The organism is Marinovum sp. J2-8 (genome assembly GCF_055808435.1).
This window is the reverse complement of record NZ_JBVVRZ010000003.1, coordinates 159,506-175,444: the sequence shown is the minus strand read 5'-3', so window position 1 is coordinate 175,444 and position 15,939 is coordinate 159,506. Positions and strand designations below refer to the sequence as shown.

The 15,939-nt window shown below is 60.5% G+C and carries 13 protein-coding genes and 2 pseudogenes; 6 read left to right on the top strand and 9 right to left on the bottom strand.

The features are described 5' to 3' along the window. Positions 1–108 precede the first annotated feature (108 nt). Together msrB and msrA are read left to right on the top strand one after the other, a co-directional pair. Complete coding sequence (gene msrB / locus AC0L4F_RS10255) at positions 109–558, top strand: peptide-methionine (R)-S-oxide reductase MsrB (RefSeq protein WP_244688033.1); 450 nt, start codon at positions 109–111, stop codon at positions 556–558. Further along, positions 555–1,061 (top strand): peptide-methionine (S)-S-oxide reductase MsrA, encoded by a 507-nt coding sequence (gene msrA / locus AC0L4F_RS10250; RefSeq protein WP_244688031.1) that lies wholly within the window; start codon positions 555–557, stop codon positions 1,059–1,061. Before msrB ends, msrA begins: the two co-directional genes overlap by 4 nt. 48 nt (positions 1,062–1,109) lie before the next feature. On the opposite strand, the gene AC0L4F_RS10245 is transcribed toward msrA, so the two are convergent. Continuing rightward, the gene (locus AC0L4F_RS10245) at positions 1,110–2,495 is read right to left on the bottom strand and encodes a COG3904 family protein (RefSeq protein ID WP_244688029.1); all 1,386 of its coding nucleotides are present in this window, start codon (positions 2,493–2,495) and stop codon (positions 1,110–1,112) included. Between the two features lie 117 nt (positions 2,496–2,612). Here AC0L4F_RS10245 and AC0L4F_RS10240 point away from each other — a divergent pair, with 117 nt between their 5' ends. Then, complete coding sequence (locus tag AC0L4F_RS10240) at positions 2,613–4,076, top strand: protein adenylyltransferase SelO (protein WP_244688921.1); 1,464 nt, start codon at positions 2,613–2,615, stop codon at positions 4,074–4,076. A 21-nt stretch (positions 4,077–4,097) separates the two neighbouring features. Further along, positions 4,098–5,078 carry a TraB/GumN family protein gene (locus AC0L4F_RS10235; RefSeq protein WP_244688026.1) on the top strand — a complete coding sequence of 327 codons (981 nt, stop codon included), beginning with the start codon at positions 4,098–4,100 and terminating at the stop codon, positions 5,076–5,078. An 82-nt stretch (positions 5,079–5,160) separates the two neighbouring features. Here AC0L4F_RS10235 and AC0L4F_RS10230 read toward each other — a convergent pair whose 3' ends face one another. The 5 genes and pseudogenes from AC0L4F_RS10230 to AC0L4F_RS10210 all read right to left on the bottom strand — a co-directional run bounded on the left by AC0L4F_RS10230 (position 5,161) and on the right by AC0L4F_RS10210 (position 10,975). After that, a complete protein-coding gene (locus AC0L4F_RS10230) occupies positions 5,161–7,173 on the bottom strand; it encodes a M3 family metallopeptidase (RefSeq protein ID WP_244688024.1) in 2,013 nt (670 codons plus the stop codon). A 1-nt stretch (position 7,174) separates the two neighbouring features. Further along, positions 7,175–8,226: pseudogene (locus AC0L4F_RS10225) on the bottom strand (HesA/MoeB/ThiF family protein). Next, positions 8,226–8,681, bottom strand: coding sequence for a dUTP diphosphatase (gene dut / locus AC0L4F_RS10220; RefSeq protein WP_244688022.1), 456 nt, complete (start codon positions 8,679–8,681; stop codon positions 8,226–8,228). The pseudogene AC0L4F_RS10225 and the gene dut overlap by 1 nt, the downstream one beginning before the upstream one ends. 44 nt (positions 8,682–8,725) lie before the next feature. Further along, a pseudogene (coaBC, locus tag AC0L4F_RS10215) lies at positions 8,726–9,919 on the bottom strand (bifunctional phosphopantothenoylcysteine decarboxylase/phosphopantothenate--cysteine ligase CoaBC). Between the two features lie 177 nt (positions 9,920–10,096). Next, positions 10,097–10,975 carry an RNA polymerase factor sigma-32 gene (locus tag AC0L4F_RS10210; RefSeq protein WP_244688020.1) on the bottom strand — a complete coding sequence of 293 codons (879 nt, stop codon included), beginning with the start codon at positions 10,973–10,975 and terminating at the stop codon, positions 10,097–10,099. A gap of 188 nt (positions 10,976–11,163) precedes the next feature. Here AC0L4F_RS10210 and AC0L4F_RS10205 point away from each other — a divergent pair, with 188 nt between their 5' ends. Both AC0L4F_RS10205 and AC0L4F_RS10200 read left to right on the top strand, forming a co-directional pair. Next, on the top strand, positions 11,164–12,033 hold the full coding sequence (locus AC0L4F_RS10205) for a glutathione S-transferase (RefSeq protein ID WP_244688018.1): 870 nt from the start codon (positions 11,164–11,166) through the stop codon (positions 12,031–12,033). A 118-nt stretch (positions 12,034–12,151) separates the two neighbouring features. Then, on the top strand, positions 12,152–13,666 hold the full coding sequence (locus AC0L4F_RS10200) for a YifB family Mg chelatase-like AAA ATPase (protein WP_244688016.1): 1,515 nt from the start codon (positions 12,152–12,154) through the stop codon (positions 13,664–13,666). A 6-nt stretch (positions 13,667–13,672) separates the two neighbouring features. On the opposite strand, the gene gshB is transcribed toward AC0L4F_RS10200, so the two are convergent. From gshB to rsmI, 3 genes are all read right to left on the bottom strand, one after another. Further along, positions 13,673–14,608, bottom strand: a complete 936-nt coding sequence (gene gshB, locus AC0L4F_RS10195) for a glutathione synthase (protein ID WP_244688013.1) — start codon at positions 14,606–14,608, stop codon at positions 13,673–13,675. 75 nt (positions 14,609–14,683) lie between these two features. Then, a complete protein-coding gene (locus tag AC0L4F_RS10190; RefSeq protein WP_244688011.1) occupies positions 14,684–15,103 on the bottom strand; it encodes a YraN family protein in 420 nt (139 codons plus the stop codon). Positions 15,104–15,118: 15 nt separating this feature from the next. Then, positions 15,119–15,937 carry a 16S rRNA (cytidine(1402)-2'-O)-methyltransferase gene (gene rsmI, locus AC0L4F_RS10185; RefSeq protein ID WP_244688009.1) on the bottom strand — a complete coding sequence of 273 codons (819 nt, stop codon included), beginning with the start codon at positions 15,935–15,937 and terminating at the stop codon, positions 15,119–15,121. Between the last annotated feature and the right edge of the window lie 2 nt (positions 15,938–15,939).

Below are 15,939 nucleotides of genomic sequence, written 5' to 3'. Positions count from 1 at the left end.
CAATAGCCACACCAGATCGCTCACAGGCACGTGACAGCATTGACAGATATTGGACAATTGCCCGCCAACGCCCCACATGAGCAAGATCCAAGACAGGAGGCCCTGCAAATGAGCTATCAGAAATCCGCCGACGCCATTGCCGCACTGACACCCGAAGAATATCGCGTGACCCAGGAAAGCGGCACCGAACGCCCCTTTACCGGCCAATACAACGACCACGCAGAACCGGGCATCTATGTCGACATCGTGTCCGGCGAGCCGCTGTTTGCCTCGTCCGACAAATTTGAATCGGGATGTGGCTGGCCCAGCTTTACCAAACCGATCGAACCGGCCCATGTGGCCGAATTGCGCGACACCAGCCTTGGCATGATCCGCACCGAGGTCCGGTCGACCCATGGCGACAGCCACCTTGGCCATGTTTTCCCCGACGGTCCACGCGACCGCGGCGGCCTGCGCTATTGCATCAACTCTGCCTCATTGCGGTTCGTTCACCGCGACGCAATGGTGGATGAAGGCTATGGCGATTATCTTGATCAAGTTGAGGAGGTCTCATCATGAGCGCACGTGCAGTTCTGGCGGGGGGATGTTTCTGGGGGATGCAGGATCTGATCCGCAAGCGTCCCGGTGTCCTGAAAACCCGTGTCGGCTATACCGGTGGAGATGTGGAAAACGCCACCTATCGCAACCACGGCACCCATGCCGAGGGCATTGAAATCCTGTTTGATCCTGACAAGGTCAGCTATCGGCAGCTTCTGGAATTCTTCTTTCAGATCCACGATCCCAGCACGATGAACCAGCAGGGCAATGACCGGGGATTGTCCTATCGCTCGGCGATTTATTACGTCGATGAGGATCAAAAAGCAGTGGCGCTGGACACCATTGCCGATGTCGATGCCTCTGGCATCTGGCCCGGCAAGGTCGTGACCGAGGTGGAACCGGCAGGTGCCTTCTGGGAGGCCGAGCCAGAGCATCAGGATTATCTGGAACGCCTGCCCCACGGCTATACCTGCCACTTCGCGCGGCCCGACTGGGTTTTGCCGAAACGCGACGCGGCAGAATAACGAGCGGTTGCACAGGATCAGGGGCGCCAGCACATGCGCTGCGCGCCCCTACCCCGCCTCTTGAAAACAAAACATGTTGCCTGAGGCCGAATTCAAATAGCACACGGCATTGTCCGGCAGATTGTCCCACATCCGTTCCGCCTTGGCCCCATTGATCTTGGTTGCGAAATTCAGCGTCTCCAGCACCGTTTTGGCCCCCGACGGCCAGACAAAGGTTTCCAGGACATAGAGTTTCAGATCGTCCATCATGGTTTCCGCAACCTGTTTGGTACAGGGATCGTTGTCCAGCATTTGGCCAGAACTCCAGACGCTGCAACGCCCCTGCATTTCACGCCGTTCAGTGGGATTGAAATCCGCCACATCCCGCAGGATGATCTGGTCATCATTTGGCCGTGCCAACGCCACCAGCGGCGTGCGCGGATCAAAAAACAGCGCGGGCGAGGCCTCGAATCCGATATCGTCGTCGCCGATCGACACATGGGCGAAACCGCCGCCAAAGCTTTGCAATTCATCCGCAATTGCGGTGTCGGGCGAAATCCACAACCGGCATCGCATCGCGCCTTCCTGCCCGAACCCTTCCATTTCGACCTGAATACTGTCGTTTTCGTGGGTGATTTTCGGATCCCAGCCAAATCGGTTGGCCGGATCAGCCACGAACCCCAGACCATTGGTGGCAAGCCGATCACCCACCCAGCCATAATACGCCCCACAGACATTGCTCGCGGCCAGGGCCGTGACCTCCTGTGGGCGCACCGTTCCGACAACCGGGATCAGCCAACGCCCGGCGCGATGCACCGTGTCGATATAAAACATGTCATCCGGCGGGGTGGCCAGCATTTCGGCAATCAGGGTTTGCGACAGTTTCATCACCCCCATGCGCTGCATCAGATCACCCAGCGCTGTCACGGCAATCCTGTAGGCCTTGTTGACCTGCGCTTCGCTGTATTGCCCGGCCGCCACTTCAAGCGAGGGCGCATGAAATCCCAACCGCCCGGCGGCATGCAATTTGCGATTGGCCACGACCCCGGCGTCGCTTTCGGTGGAAAAAGACCCCGCCATGAACACCATGGAACAGGCCGACAGGCATTCCGCCCCGCGCGGCACCGCCGTGCCCAATTCGCCAAAGATGACATCCACGATCCGCACGGCCTCGGCAAAGCTGCCGCCGGGGCTGTCGAGACACAGGCGGCTCTGGCCCAATTGTGATCCCGGCGGCAAGGTGCTGGTCCTGTCCAGAAGCCGCTGTTTTTCGGTTGCGATCCATGCCTTGATCTTGTCGGCGTCGCCGGGGCCAATCACCCCGCTCAACCGGGCGCGACAGCCCATGTAGCTGTCTGTATGGTCTTCGAGGGTGGCGGCACGCGCCCCACTGGCAAAAGACAGCATGCAGAAGGCGGAAATCCCCGCCAGACACAGGTTTCGGAACAATGACATGGGCAATGTGGCTCCTCTTTTCCGGGGCGGGCGGTCGCCGAGACGCGATGATATGGGCAAGAACCCCTTGGAAATCCGCCCGGAATGACCCACCTATGGGACATGAACCAGACTGCCATAAAATTTGCCTTCGACAATAGCTATGCCCGCGATCTTGACGGGTTTTACGTGCAATGGAAGGGCGACACGGTGCCCGAACCACGTATTTTGCTGTTAAACGCCGAATTGGCCACAGAATTGCAGCTGGACGCCGATGCGCTGGACAGCGACGACGGCGCGGCAATTCTGGTCGGCGCACAGGCCCCGGAGGGGGCCGAAACCCTGGCCATGGCTTATGCCGGGCATCAATTTGGCGGGTTTTCCCCGCAATTGGGCGATGGCCGCGCGATCCTGTTGGGGGAACTCATCGACCGTCACGGCAAGCGCCGCGATCTGCACCTCAAGGGATCGGGCCGCACGCCGTTTTCACGCGGCGGCGATGGCAAGGCGGTGCTGGGCCCTGTTCTGCGCGAATTCCTGATGGGCGAGGCGATGCATGCGCTTGGCATCCCCACGACCCGGGCGCTGGCCGCGGTGACCACCGGCGAAACGGTCTACCGCGACACGGCCAAACCCGGCGCGGTCCTGGCGCGGATCGCCGCCAGCCACCTGCGGGTCGGCACGTTTCAGTTCTTTGCCGCGCGGGGCGAACATGACCGGGTCCGGCAATTGGCGGATTATGCCATTGCCCGTCATGATCCCGATCTGATCGGGAATGACGACCGCTACCTTCAGTTCCTGCGCGCGGTGATCCGGCGTCAGGCCGATCTGGTCGCGGGCTGGATGCAGGTCGGTTTTGTCCATGGGGTGATGAATACCGACAACATGACGATTTCCGGCGAAACCATCGACTATGGTCCTTGTGCCTTTATCGACGATTACGACCCGGCGACGGTGTTTTCATCAATTGATCACGCTGGGCGCTATGCCTTTGGCAACCAACCCAATATCGCGCAATGGAATTTGGCGCGTCTGGCGGAAACGCTGATTCCGCTGCTCGACCCGGATCAGGACAAGGCGATTGAAATCGCGACACGGGAAATCCAGCAGTTCCCCGAACGCTATGCCAAGGCCTGGACAGATGGCGCATCCGCCAAGATCGGGATATCGGGCACCCAGCCGGGTGACCGTGACCTTGTCAACGCCCTTTATGCGGCACTGTCCGCGCAACATGTGGATTTCACGTTGTTTTTCCGCCATCTGGCCGATGCCGCAACCGGCGATGACGACGCCCTGCTTGGGTTGTTTGACGATGCCACCGCAATCACCGCCTGGCTTGCCACATGGCGGCACCGCCTGACGCACGAGGCCGTCAGCGCCGAAGATCGCAGGGATGCAATGAACGCGGTCAACCCGCTTTATATCCCGCGCAATCATCTGGTCGAAGCGGCGCTGACCGCAGCCGAAGCTGGCGACATGACCCCGATCGCCACATTGCTGGACGTGCTGCGCGCACCGTTCACCGAACACCCTGACCACAAGGAATACGCCCGGCCCGCGCCACGGGACTTTGGCCCTTACAAGACATTTTGCGGCACCTGATTTGGATTTGGAGATTTCGTTTTGCGCCTGCTTATTGTGATTGCCTTATCTCTTTTGCCGCAAATGACCCTGGCGGCGGGATGTGTCGGTTCCGACCTGCGCACCCAGCTTGAGCCTGATCAGATCGCGGCACTGGCCGCCGCAGAGGCCGAAACCCCCTTTGCCAATGGCAACCATTGGCGGGCGACGCGCGGCGAACGGGTGATCCATGTGATTGGCACGGTCCATATCCCCGATCCGCGTCTCGACCCGGTGAGCGCCAAACTTGCCCCCTTGATCACGGCCGCAGACCGATTGCTGGTCGAGGCGACCGCCGAAGACCGCAAATTGCTGGAACAAAATCTGACCTCAGACAGTTCGTTCCTCTTACTGCAAGACACCACCCTGCCAGAACTGATGGAAGAGGAGGACTGGCAAAAGCTGGCCGAAGCGGCCCGCAGCCGTGGCATCCCGGCGTTTATGGCGGCCAAATTCCAACCCTGGTATCTGTCGTTGGTGTTGGCCCTGCCCGGCTGTGCCATGGAGGTGATGGGCACAGGCGAAGGGTTGGACGCCAGAATAGAAACCATGGCGCAAAACGCCGATCTGGCGCGTCAATCGCTGGAACCCTTTGATACGGTGTTCAAGATGTTCAACGAGGACCCGTTGGACGAACAATTGCGCATGCTGCAATTGGGTATTTTCCCCGAGGAAACCGGCGCCGATCTATTGGTCACGACGTTGAACAGCTATTTCGATCAGGCCCATTCCGACAGTTGGCAATTGTCGCGCATCTTGACCCTGGCACATCTTGACCTGCCAGAGGCCGAAGTCGAACAGATGCTGACCGAGATGGAAGAAAAGCTATTGATCCGCCGCAATCTGGCCTGGATCGACGTGATCGAAGATGCGCCCGAAGACCGCCTTGTGGTCGCCGTCGGCGCGGCGCATCTGATGGGAGAGAGCGGAATTCTGAACCAGTTGCAGAGCCGCGGTTACACCCTGGAACGTCAGGCGTTTTGATCGCCCGGGAGGGAGGGGGCGCTGCCCCCGCCGCCAAGGCGGCCCCCCGGGATATTTTTGAACAGAAGAAGCCAGCGCGACCTCAACCGACGAGCCCGCGCCCCTTGAGCAGCGCCTCGACACCCGGCATCTTGCCGCGAAACGCGAGATAGAGCGTTTCAGCGTCGTCGGAGCCCCCGGCAGACAGGATGTGTTTTTCCAGTTTCTGCGCCATTTCCGTATCAAACGCACCGCCCGCTTCTTCGAATGCCGCGAATGCATCGGCGTCCATGACTTCGGACCACATGTAGCTGTAATAGCCGCTGGAATAGCCGTCCCCGGCAAAGACATGCGCAAAATGCGGCGTGGCATGGCGCATGCCGATGGCATCCGGCATCCCCAGATCCGCCAGCACCTCTGCCTGTTTCGCCATCGGGTCGCTGGCGGCCGCACCTTCGTGAAAGGCCAGATCCACCAGGGCGGAGGCGACATATTCGACGGTCTGGAACCCCTGATCAAAATTCGCAGCCTCCAGGACCTTGTCCAGCATGTCCTGCGGCATCGCTTTGCCACTGTCGACATGGGTGGCAAAGGCGCGCAGCACCTCGGGCACCTCAAGCCAATGTTCATACAACTGGCTGGGCAATTCGACGAAATCGCGCGCCACGCTGGTGCCGGAAATCATCTCATATGTCACATCGGAAAGCATCTGATGCAGCGCATGGCCGAATTCGTGGAACAGCGTGCGGGCGTCATCATAGGACAGCAGCGCCGGATCGCCCTTGGCAAAGTTGCAGACGTTCACGACGATGGGCCGTTGGTCGGTCGGAAATTTGCGCTGCGACCGCATGGCCGAACACCACGCGCCAGACCGTTTTGAACTGCGCGCGAAATAATCGCCGATGAAAACCGCAACATGTTTGCCGTTGCGGGTCACATCCCATGCGCGCGCGTCGGCGTGATAAAGCGGCAGATCCAGCGCCGCAAATTCCAGCCCGAACAAACGGTCGGCACAATCGAACGCCGCTGCAATCATCTGATCCAGCGAAAGATAGGGTTTGAGCGCGGCCTCATCCAGATCATGTTCGATCTTGCGGCGTTTCTCTGCGTAATAGCGCCAATCCCAGGGTTGCAACGCGCCATTGATGCCATCGTCGCGCATCATGTCGGCAAGGATCTGGCCATCGGATTCAGCACGGGCCTTGGCCGGAGCCCAGACCGCCATCAGCAATTCGCGCACCTTGTCCGGTGATCCCGCCATTTCGGTTTCCAGCTTGTAGCTGGCGAAATCGGCGTATCCCAGAAGCTTGGCACGTTCCTCCCGCAGGGCCAGGATTTCCCCGGCGATTGCGCGGTTGTCGGTCGCACCGCCATTCGCCCCCCTCGCCACCCAGGCCTTGTAGGCCACTTCGCGCAGGTCGCGGCGGGTAGAGAATTGCAGAAACGGCACGATGATGGACCGTGACACCGTCAGCACCGGACCATCCGCCCCGCGTTCTTCGCCCGCAGCCCGCGCCGCAGCAATGGCAAAATCCGGCAGACCATCGAGGTCATCCTCTGCCAGAGGCAGGAACCAGTCCCGTTCATCCGCCAAAAGGTTTTGGGTGAATTCCGTGCCAAGCGTCGCCAACCGCTCCTTGATGGCCTTCATGCGCGTGGCATCATCCCCTTCCAGCGCCGCACCAGCGCGGATGAAATTGCGATGCACCAGCATCAAAACACGTGCCTGTTCAGCGCTCAGGTCCAGGTCGTCGCGGGCCGCCCACACGCGGCTGATCCGATCAAACAGCGCCCGATTGCCAAAGATCGCCGAGGAATGCGCTGCAAGTTTTGGCGAAAATTCCCGCATCAGCGCTTCGCGGTCCGGGGTGCTGTCCGCACCGGCCAGGTTGAAAAACACCCCCGTGACCCGATCCAGCGCAGCGCCGCAGCGCAACAGACCCTCGATGGTATTGGCAAATGTCGGCGGCTCTGGATTGTCGGCCACCGCCGCAACTTCGGCCAGATCTTCGGCCAGGGCCACCCCCATCGCGGGGGCAAAATCGGCGTCTGAAATCGTGGCAAAAGGCGGCAAGCCATAGGCGCCGGTCCAATCCGAAAGCAGTGGATTTGTCATGTCAGTCTTCCTTGTTCTCGCCGCAGACCGGGCAATCATCGCGCGCCTTCAGCGCGATTTTGCGGGTCTCGGACCATAGGGCATCGTAAATCAGCATTTCACTGCGCAGCGGCGCTCCCGCATCGGCCAGCACCTTGATCGCTTCGACCGCCATCATTGCGCCGACAACGCCGGGCAGCGGGCCAAGCACCCCCGCCTCGGCACAGGACGGGGCAAGACCGGGGGCTGGCGCCTCTGGGAAAATGCATTGGTAACAGGGGGTTCCACGTGCAGGATCAAAAACCGAAAGCTGGCCTTCCCATTGTGACAAGGCACCGGAAATCAGCGGAATACCGGCCGCGACCGCCGCGCGATTGACCAAATACCGCGTGTCAAAATTATCAGTCCCATCCAGCACGAGATCATAATCGACGCATAATTCCGCCGCCATCCCGGCCTCAAGCCGCCGATGATAGGGCCGCACAGTCACAAAGGGGTTCTGCGCCAGCATCGCCGCCTCAGCCGAGAACACTTTGGGTTTGCCAATGTCGGCATCGCGGTGAATCACCTGCCGTTGCAGATTGGCGTTTTCGACCACGTCATCGTCAATCACGCCAATGGTGCCCACACCGGCCGCCGCCAGATACTGTAACGCGGGCGCGCCCAACCCACCGGCCCCCACCACCAACACCCGCGCTTTGCGCAGCCGCTGCTGGCCCGGGCCACCCAATTCCCGCAGGACGATGTGGCGGGCGTAACGCTCCAGCTCGGTCTCGCCCATGCGGTCGCGGGTCGGTTTTACCGGGTCCGCATCGCGCGCCATCGCACGGGTCTTGAGATGCAGAAGCACCTGCCGGTAGGCCATGACCAGCACCGCAAACCCCGCCAGCAACAGCCAAAGCGCCGGATCCCCCCCGTCGCGTCGCGAAGCGCGTGACCATCGGGAAACAGAAACTGAATGCCCAAAACGGCGACAAACAACAGCCCGATCAACGGCCAACGCGCGGATGCAGGCAGGCCAATGGCCCACCCCAGCCCCCAGATCGCCGCAGCAATGACCAGAACCAGCAACATCAATCGCGCCCGGTCGACCCGAAACCGCCGGTGCCGCGCGCGGTGTCATCCAGAACCTCGACCAAGGCGAATTGCGCCTGCACCACCGGGGCAAGCACCATCTGGGCGATCCGCATGCCATGGGTGATCTCGAACGCATCTGTGCCGGCATTCAACACAATAACCCCCAGCGGCCCGCGATAATCGCTGTCGATCGTGCCGGGGCTGTTGGGCAGGGTGATGCCGTGTTTCAGGGCCAGACCGGATCTTGGCCGGATCTGCACCTCATAACCCTGCGGGACGGCCAACCGCAGACCGGTCGGCACCAACACACGGGCATTTGGGGCCAACACGACCGTGGCGCGATCCTGAAAATTCGCCCGAAGATCCGCGCCCGCCGCACCGGCCGTCTCATATCGCGGCAGGCCCAGCGCCCTGTCTGCGCCTTCATCCCATGTGACGTTCAGCTCAACCAAATCCTGCCCTTCTTCTCTTTTATAAATACGCAAATCCGAACCCATCAACCAAGCGCATCAGCCAGCCGCAACGCCAATCTCTGCGCCACCTGATCCTTGCCCATACGCGGCCAATCCTCGGATCCATCGCCGGTGATCAAAACCACTGCATTGTCACTGCCGCCCATGATGCCGGTCTCAGGGCGGACATCATTGGCCACAATCCAGTCGCACCCCTTGCGCAGCCTTTTCGCCGTTGCATTGGCCACCACATCATCGGTCTCGGCGGCAAAGCCAACGACCAGCTTGGGTCGCCCGGCATCCATCTGCGCCACATGGGCCAGAATATCCGGGTTCTCGGTGAACTCCAGCGTCGGCAGTTTGCCGGCCTGCTTCTTGATCTTGGATGTTGCATGCTGCGCCATACGCCAATCCGCCACAGCCGCGGCAAAGATCGCGGCATCCACGGGCAAGACCGCCTGAACTGCGGTCAACATCTCTTGCGCCGTTTCGACGCGATGCAATTCCACACCCTCGGGTGCGGCTACATCCGCCTGCCGGTGACAAAAACCACCTCTGCGCCCAAGTCCCGCAAAGCGCACGCAATCGCCGTGCCTTGCGCGCCTGACGACCGGTTGGCGATATACCGCACCGGGTCAATCGGCTCATGCGTTGGGCCAGAGGTCACCAAAACCCGTTTACCCGCCAGTGGCCCCGCTGCAAAATGCCGCTCAACCGCGCCAAGGATATCCGGCACCTCCGAAAGCCGCCCGGGCCCATATTCGCCACAGGCCATATCACCGGACTCCGGCCCCACCACTGTCACGCCATCGCCGCGCAGAACATTCAGATTGCGCTGGGTCGCCGGATGTTGCCACATCCGCACGTTCATCGCAGGAACAATCATCACCGGCGTATCCGTCGCCATCAACAGCGTCGTCGCCAGATCGCTGGCCAGACCAGACGCCATTTTCGCCATCAAATCTGCGGTCGCCTGGCGCCACCAACACCAGATCGGCAACGCGCGACAATTGAATATGGCCCATTTCGGCTTCTTTGGTCAGGTCAAACAGGTCGCGATGGACCGCCTCCCCCGCCAGGGCCGACACGCTGAGCGGTGTCACGAATTCCTCGGCGGCGCGGGTCATCACCGGGCTTACCGACACCCCGCGTTCACGCAAACGCCGGATCAGATCCAGACATTTATAGGCCGCAATGCCACCACCAATGATCAAAAGAACCCGCTTGCCCGACATCATTTCTTTCAGCCTCCGCCAGTACCGCGCCATTGATACATCTGTAACGCGCCTGACCCTATGTCCAATGCGATGACGCCTGCAAGGGCGGAAGAGCGGCGCTTGCCCCGCATTTGCCAAAGAAAATCCCGACCCCAAAAGGGGCCGGGACGCAGGGCGGAAACCCTGAAACTTGTTAAATCACGCCAGAAAGGCGTGTACTTCTCCGCTCTGCCCTTCCAACGATTTGCGCATCTTTTGAAAGGCTGCCGCCTCGACCTGACGGATACGTTCCTTGGACAGGCCCAGTTCGGACCCCAGGCTTTCCAATGTCCTTGGCGCGTCGCGCAGTTTCCGTTCGCGCACGATGAATTGCTCACGATCGCTCAGGTCATGCATCGCCTCGACCAACCATGCCCGCAACTGCGCGGTGTCATGGTCATTTTCCACCATTTCAGCGGCCTGAGGCGCATCATCCTCGATAGTGTCAATCCATTCCCGGCCTTCGTCTTCGGCGGATTGTGTCGCATTCAACGAAAAGTCAGAGCCGGACAAACGCCCGGACATCATCACGACATCCGCCAAGGGCACGCCGACCTCTGCCGCGATCTTGTGCTGGATCTGATGCGGATCCAGCGTTTCACCCTGCGATGCGGCTTCGCGCTCGATCTGGGACTGCACGCGACGCAGGTTGAAAAACAGTGATTTCTGCGACGAGGTCGACCCCGTCCGCACCATCGACCAATTGCGCATGACGTAATCCTGGATCGACGCCTTGATCCACCACACCGCATAGGTCGAAAACCGCACGCCCCTGTCCGGGTCGAATTTGTCTGCGGCTTTCATCAAACCCACCCCAGCCTCCTGGATCAGGTCATTCATCGGCGCCCCATAGCGCCGGTACTTTGCGGCCATCGAAATGGCCAACCGCATATAAGCGGTAATCAGACGGTGAAGCGACGCTTCGTCGCGTTCGTCCCGCCAAGCATAAGCAAGCTTTCTCTCTGTCTCAGCATCCAGCAATTCGGCTTTCATTGCCGCGCGGGACAGGGCTCTGTCGTGCGTAGCATTTTGGGCCATTTGAATAATCTCCAATTTTGTCTGTTGCAGTGATAGTGATACGTCGGGTGATCGTGCTTGGATCTAAATCTTACCCGGATCGCGCGAAAAAATATGCGCACAAGCGATCACAATCCTTCACGTTCCGTGATGACGCGCCGCAACAATTGCAATTGGACCTGTGAACCCCCTGATACTAGGATGTTTTCATGAGCGATATTTTGCACATTGGCGATTACGCCTATTCCAGTTGGTCCCTCAGGGGATGGTTGCTGTACCGCCGGTTTGGCCTTGCGTGCCGGATCAATCTTGTCAATTTTGCACAGAGCTCTGTGGAAGAGCAGTTGAACCTTGCACCAGCGCGCACTGTGCCCAGCGCCGAATTGTCGGGTGGCGGATTGGTCTGGGATTCACTGGCCATGGCCGAAGAACTGGCCGCGCGTCACCCGGATCGTGGGTTCTGGCCCAAGGATCCAACGCGGCGCGCAACCGCCCGGTCACTGGCCGCCGAAATGCATTCCGGATTTGGCAGTTTGCGCAGCTTGTGCCCGATGAACATGCGGCTGGCCTATGACGATGTGCCAGTGCCAGACGCATTGGCGGCGGACTTGGCCCGCCTTGAAAAGGTCTGGGACTATGCGCTGACACAATCCGGCGGACCTTGGCTTTGTGGTGAATATTCGGTCGCAGATGCTTTTTATGCCCCGGTCGCGGCGCGAATTGCGGGATATGGCCTGCCGGTTGGTGACAAGGCTGCCGCTTATGTCGCGCGTCATCTGGCCGATCCGGCCTTTCGCCGGTTTCGCGCCATGGGGCTGGTACGGGGGGAAACCCTGCAACGGTATGCGATGCCCTACCCGACAAAATCATGGCCCGGCCCCACGCCAGAGCCCGCCGCAGCGGTCGCACATGGCCCGTCAGTCAATGCAACCTGCCCGTATTCCGGCGATGCGGTCACCGATTTTCTGGAATTTCGGGGTAGTATCTGGGGGTTTTGCAACCCTTTCTGCCGCGACAAGTCCATGGTCGACCCAACGGCCTGGCCAGACTTCATCAAGATGGTCGATGCCGCCGGATAGAAAGCGTCATTGCCGGGCCGAATGACATCAACCTCGGTTAACTTTCTGTTACCGCGTTAACCTTTCCTCAACGCCTCCTTCCCCAAAGTTGGTTAATCACATCAGGGGAAGGGGCAATATGGTCGCCCGCGCCTATACCGTCGCCTTTGAAGGCGTGACCGCGCGCACGGTAGAAGTGCAATGCGCCGTCACGCCCGGCATGCCCGCGTTTTCCATCGTCGGCCTGCCGGACAAAGCGGTGTCCGAAGCCCGCGACCGGGTGCGCACGGCGTTGAATTCAATGTCGATCGCGTTGCCGTCGAAACGCATCACCGTCAACCTTTCCCCGGCTGACCTGCCCAAAGAGGGGTCACATTTCGACCTGCCCATCGCGCTTGGCCTGTTGGCCGCATTGGGCATCATCCCCGAAGACGCGGTCGCCGGCATTGTTGCGCTTGGCGAATTGTCGCTGGATGGCGGGTTGGTGCCGGTGATCGGCGCCCTGCCTGCCGCCATGGCCGCCGCAGAAGAGGATCGCGCCCTGCTCTGTCCGCGCGCATCCGGCCCCGAAGCGGCCTGGGTCGGCGCAACGCAGGTGATCGGCGCGGCGAATCTGGCTGATGTGGTGCGCCATTTCACCGGCCAATCCCCGTTGTCCCCGGCCGCACCCGGCGAAGTGCCCCCCGCCACGAGTGACCGTAACTTCCGCGATGTGCGGGGTCAGGAACGCGCCAAACGTGCGCTGGAAATCGCCGCAACCGGGCGGCATCATCTTTTGATGGTGGGCACACCGGGATCGGGTAAATCCATGCTGGCCGCGCGGTTGCCAACCATCCTGCCAGAGCTGTCGGCGCAAGAGGCCCTGGAAACCTCGATGATCCATTCGCTGGCCGGACTTCTGGATCAGGGCGGGATTTCACGCGTGCGGCCGTTCCGCGAACCGCATCACACGGCCTCTATGGCGGCAATCATTGGCGGCGGACGCAGCGCCAAACCCGGCGAGGTCAGCCTGGCCCATAACGGCGTGTTGTTCCTGGATGAATTTCCGGAATTCCCCCGTGCGGTGCTGGAAACCCTGCGCCAACCCATCGAAACCGGAGAGGTCATGGTCGCCCGCGCCAATGCCCATGTGAAATATCCTTGCCGCTTCATGCTGATCGCTGCGGCAAACCCCTGTAAATGCGGCTATCTGCCAGATCCGGCGCGGGCCTGCACCCGCGCGCCGGTCTGTGGCGAAGACTACATGGGCCGCATCTCAGGGCCGTTGATGGACCGGTTTGACCTGCGCGTTGACGTGCCGCCCGTGTCGTTCACCGATCTCGACCTGCCCGAAACCGGCGACGGCTCTGCCGCAATTGCCGCGCGGGTCGCCGCAAGCCGGGCCTTGCAAACGGCGCGTTATGAAGCATTGGCGGACACAGCGGTCAATGCCGACCTTCAGGGCAAGGCGCTCGCGGCTTTTGCCACCCCGGACGCCGAAGGCCGCGACCTTCTGCTGAAGGCCGCCGACCGCTTCGGCCTATCGGCCCGCGGCTATCACCGGGTGCTGCGGGTGGCACGCACGATTGCCGATCTTGAAGGGTCAGAAACCATCCATCGGCCCCATGTGGCCGAAGCGCTCAGCTATCGGCTCATGGCAGCAACAGACCCGTGACGCGCCTCAGGCCACTTTCGCCTCAATCGCCTCCCAAATCTTGGCCGCGACATTGATGCCGTCAAATCGTTCCAATTCCTGAATCCCGGTGGGCGAAGTCACGTTGATTTCGGTCAGATAATCGCCAATCACGTCAATCCCGACAAAAACCTGGCCTTTTTCCCGCAACAACGGGCCAATCCGGGCACAGATCTCCAGATCGCGCTCTGTCAGGCCGATTTTCTCCGGCCGACCGCCCACATGCATATTCGACCGGGTTTCGCCCTTGGCCGGCACCCGGTTGATCGCCCCGACAGGCGCACCATCAACAAGGATCACCCGTTTGTCGCCTGCGGACACCGCTGGCAGAAATTTCTGTACAATCAAAGGTTCGCGCGAAAAACCGGTAAACAGCTCAAACAGCGACGCCAGATTTCCGTCCCCTTGCACCAGCTTGAACACCCCCGCCCCGCCGTTGCCGTAAAGCGGTTTCAAAATGATATCGCCATGTTTGGCCCGAAAAGCCTTCAACGTATCAAGATCCCGCGAAATCGCCGTCGGCGGTGTCAGGTCAGGGAAATCAAGCACCAGCAATTTTTCCGGGTAGTTTCGCACCCAGAATGGATCATTGACCACCAATGTCTGTCCCTTCAGCCGATCCAGCAGATGGGTCGAGGTGATGTAATGCATATCAAACGGCGGGTCCTGGCGCAGCCAGACAACGTCAAAGTCTGCCAGATCCACTTCGCGCATCGAACCCAGTTCGGCATGATCGCCCTGCACCCGTTTGACCCGCAGATCCTGACCACGCGCGGTGATCCGCCCCTCTTGAAAGGCGAGTTGATCCGGGCCGTAAAAGAAAAGTTCATGCCCCCGGTTCTGTGCCTCTTCCGCGATGCGGAACGTGCTGTCGGCATTGATGTCCACGGCCCCGATCGGGTCCATCTGAAAGGCGATTTTCATGGGCTGCCCCTGTTCTGTTTCAGCCTCTTACATGGCCCATGAACCCATGGTGTTCAATGCCAGCCGCACCAACAGTCAATATCCCAGCAATGCGCCTTTCAATATTTGGGTCTGTCCCATGCTATCCACCAGGGCCGCATCAAAGCGCACATCACTCAGAAGCCCCTGCGGGCAATCGCCGAGAAAAACCTCGGCGGCGGCATGAATACGCGCCACCTGTTGTGGTGTGATCCGGGCCAATGCACGGTCAAATGTGGCGGATTTTTTAACCTCGGCAAACACATAGGTGCCGTTGCCGTCCTGAAGGATCAAATCAATCTCGCCACCGCGCGCACGCCAGCGACGGGCCAGAACCCGGTGCCCAGCCGCGACATAGGCCCTTTCAATCGAGCCTTCCGCAGAGACACCCGCCAATTGATTGCGCCGACCGCGCCGCGCACGTGCGTCACCGACGTCCACATGGCCAATATCCGCAACACCGCAATCCAATGGCATGTGAAAATCCTGAGATTACCCCTCTTTCGACAGGTCTAAGGCCATTTGGTAAACAAAGCGTTTCTTTTGCCCAAAGGCATTGGCCACCATTTCCGCCGCATCGCGCACCGACATGGTTTGCAGGGCTTTACGCAACGCGGTTTCAATGTCTTCGTCCGTGTCCTGCGCGCCCCCGCCCTTGCCGATCACAACGACAAATTCGCCTTTTGGGTCTTTTTCCGTCAGCTTTTCCGCCAATTCGCCCAGCGGCGCGCGGACCACCTCTTCGAATTTCTTGGTCAATTCGCGGCATGTCGCGGCGGGTCGATCCGGGCCCAGAACCTCGGCCGCATCGGCCAGCATGGCCGCCACCCGGCGAGGTGATTCGTAAAACACAAGGGTCGCGGCCACATCCGCCAGCTCGCCCAGCGCGGTACGCCGGGCGGTTGTGGCAGATGGCAGAAACCCTGCAAACAGAAATCTGTCGGTCGCAAGCCCCGCGACATTCAAGGCCGTCAACACCGCCGAGGCGCCCGGCGCCGCCGTGACCGGCAAATCCGACGCCACCGCATCACGTGCCAGATCGAAACCAGGGTCCGAAATCAGCGGTGTGCCCGCTTCGGACGCATAAGCCACCGATTGCCCCGCCGCCAAGGCTTCTAACAGGGCGGGGCGCATGCGGGCACCATTGTGTTCATGATAGGCACGAATCTGCCGCCCGTTCATCGGGACACCGTGCAATTCCATCAACCGTCGCAATGCGCGGGTGTCTTCTGCGGCCAGTACATCCGCCCCGGCAAGGATATCCAATGCCCGAAGCGTAATGTCGCGTGCATTGCCGATCGGCACCGCCACAA

What these genes read in the sequence shown, in the direction of transcription:
- msrB (WP_244688033.1), top strand. Translation starts at nt 109, where the DNA reads ATGAGCTATCAGAAATCCGCCGACGCCATTGCCGCACTGACACCCGAA.
- msrA (WP_244688031.1), top strand. Translation starts at nt 555, where the DNA reads ATGAGCGCACGTGCAGTTCTGGCGGGGGGATGTTTCTGGGGGATGCAG.
- AC0L4F_RS10245 (WP_244688029.1), bottom strand. Translation starts at nt 2,495, where the DNA reads ATGTCATTGTTCCGAAACCTGTGTCTGGCGGGGATTTCCGCCTTCTGC.
- AC0L4F_RS10230 (WP_244688024.1), bottom strand. Translation starts at nt 7,173, where the DNA reads ATGACAAATCCACTGCTTTCGGATTGGACCGGCGCCTATGGCTTGCCG.
- AC0L4F_RS10210 (WP_244688020.1), bottom strand. Translation starts at nt 10,975, where the DNA reads ATGGCCCAAAATGCTACGCACGACAGAGCCCTGTCCCGCGCGGCAATG.
- AC0L4F_RS10205 (WP_244688018.1), top strand. Translation starts at nt 11,164, where the DNA reads ATGAGCGATATTTTGCACATTGGCGATTACGCCTATTCCAGTTGGTCC.
- AC0L4F_RS10200 (WP_244688016.1), top strand. Translation starts at nt 12,152, where the DNA reads ATGGTCGCCCGCGCCTATACCGTCGCCTTTGAAGGCGTGACCGCGCGC.
- gshB (WP_244688013.1), bottom strand. Translation starts at nt 14,608, where the DNA reads ATGAAAATCGCCTTTCAGATGGACCCGATCGGGGCCGTGGACATCAAT.
- AC0L4F_RS10190 (WP_244688011.1), bottom strand. Translation starts at nt 15,103, where the DNA reads ATGCCATTGGATTGCGGTGTTGCGGATATTGGCCATGTGGACGTCGGT.